The sequence below is a fragment of the Mesorhizobium sp. M5C.F.Ca.IN.020.29.1.1 genome, assembly GCF_003997375.1.
Classification (GTDB): domain Bacteria; phylum Pseudomonadota; class Alphaproteobacteria; order Rhizobiales; family Rhizobiaceae; genus Mesorhizobium; species Mesorhizobium wenxiniae.
In genome coordinates this window covers 1-1,974 of sequence record NZ_RZSW01000819.1, presented here as the reverse complement: position 1 = coordinate 1,974, position 1,974 = coordinate 1, and the positions used below count along the sequence as shown (strand labels likewise).

General features: G+C 60.2%; 2 protein-coding genes. Both read left to right on the top strand.

The annotated features are described in order from the left end of the window. Nucleotides 1-203 precede the first annotated feature (203 nt). A complete protein-coding gene (locus EOA85_RS33900; RefSeq protein ID WP_029351602.1) occupies nt 204-1,190 on the top strand; it encodes a sulfate ABC transporter substrate-binding protein in 987 nt (328 codons plus the stop codon). Between the two features lie 249 nt (nt 1,191-1,439). Then, nucleotides 1,440-1,889 (top strand): Rrf2 family transcriptional regulator, encoded by a 450-nt coding sequence (locus tag EOA85_RS33895; RefSeq protein WP_127212600.1) that lies wholly within the window; start codon nt 1,440-1,442, stop codon nt 1,887-1,889. Nucleotides 1,890-1,974 lie beyond the last annotated feature (85 nt).

Below are 1,974 nucleotides of genomic sequence, written 5' to 3'. Positions count from 1 at the left end.
GTAGAAGGCTGTATCTAAGCGGCTACCTCGGCGTGCTGAGAACGCGCCGAAATGCATCTGCTTGGAAGAAAATCCTTTCAACGGGCCGATTCGGCAATGCTTTTTCTCACAGCAACACCATAGATCCGGGTTGCATGCCTCGTCGCGTCGGGCGTCGCCCGATTATCCTTCTGCGATAAACGGCATTTTAGGAGCCTGTTTTCATGAAGCGATTTTTGCTTGGCGTCGCCACATTGGCCGGCCTGTTCCTGGCATCCTCCCAAGCGTGGTCGGCCGACAAATTGCTGAACGCGTCCTACGATGTCGGCCGCGAACTGTTTGCGCAGGTGAACAAGGCCTTCGTCGCCGAGCACCCCGGCGTGACCATAGATCAGTCGCATGCCGGGACGTCGGCGCAGGCACGTGCCATCGCCGAGGGCCTCGGCGCCGATGTCGTCACCTTCAACCAGGTCATCGACATCGACTTCCTGGTCTCCAAGGGTCTTATCTCGGCCGACTGGCAGAAGGACTTCCCCGACAACGCCTCGCCTTTCTATTCGCTGCCGTCCTTCCTGGTGCGCGCCGGCAATCCGAAGAACATCAAGGATTGGGACGATCTCGTGCGCGACGACGTGCAGGTGATCTTCCCCAATCCGAAAACGTCCGGTAATGCGCGCTACACCTATCTTGCGGCCACCGCCTACGCAAAGGAAGCCTTCAAGGGCGACGATGCCAAGGTGAAGGAATTCGTCACCAAACTGTTCAACAATGTCCCGATCTTCGACTCCGGCGGGCGCGCCGCGACCACCACCTTCGTGCAGCGCGAGATCGGCGACGTGCTGATCACCTTCGAGTCGGAAACGCGCGGCGTCCGCAGGGAGTATGGCGATGACAAATTCGAGCAGGTGACGCCTTCGGTCAGCCTGCTGGCGGAGTTTCCGGTGGCGATTGTCGACACGGTCGCCGACGAGCATGGCACGCGTGACCTCGCCAGGACTTATCTCGACTTCCTCTACACGCCGCAGGGCCAGGACATCGCCGCCCGCAACGGACTGAGGGCTCGCGACGCGGCGGTCGCCGCCAAATACAAGGCTGAGTTTCCCGATGTCCGCCTGCTGACGGTGGAGGACGTCTTCGGCGGCTGGGCCAAGATCCAGGCCGAGCATTTCGCCGCGGGCGGGTTGCTCGACCAGACTTATGGCAGCCGCTGAGCAAGCGATCTTTGAACTTGAAGCGAAAGCCGGCTTTTGCCGGCTTTCTTCGTTTCGCGGTCCGGAAGGTGATTTCGCGCATTTCCGGGCGCACCATCCAAAACGTCACGAAGAATCAACGTGTTTGTGCCTACTGAGCAATCAGACGGCTTGTTTTCGCGAAACTGCATCGTGCGACCAAACGTCATGATTTACACACAAACAACCGCCAGATGCGGGCGGTTGGGGTTTTCATGAACTGAATCGAGCATGCTTACCAAAAAAGGCAAATACGGCCTCAAGGCCCTCGTGCATCTGTCAGGCTTGCCGGTGGGTCAGCTCGCATTCGTCAACGACATTGCCGTCGCCAACAACATCCCGAAGAAATTCCTGGATGCCATTCTGGGCGAATTGCGCAATGCCGGCTTCGTCCAGAGCCGCAAGGGCAAGGAAGGCGGCTACCGCCTCGCCCGGCCGGCCTCCGAGATCAAGATCGGCCATGTCGTGCGTGTCCTCGACGGGCCGCTGGCGCCAATCCCTTGCGCCAGCCACACCCAATATCAGCGCTGCGAGGATTGCGACGAGGCGACATGCCAGGTCCGGAACATGATGCTGGAGGTGCGACAGGCGATCGCCGAGGTGCTGGACAATCGCAGCCTCGCCGCGATGCGCGACGCCGACAATGACGATTTTCCAGTCGAGCTGACGTCGCAGATCTGATCAGCCGCCGCTAAAGCGGAATCCGCGCCGGCGACCCGCTCAGGAATTCGCCTCGAACAGGCCCACGACGTCGCCGACAATGTCG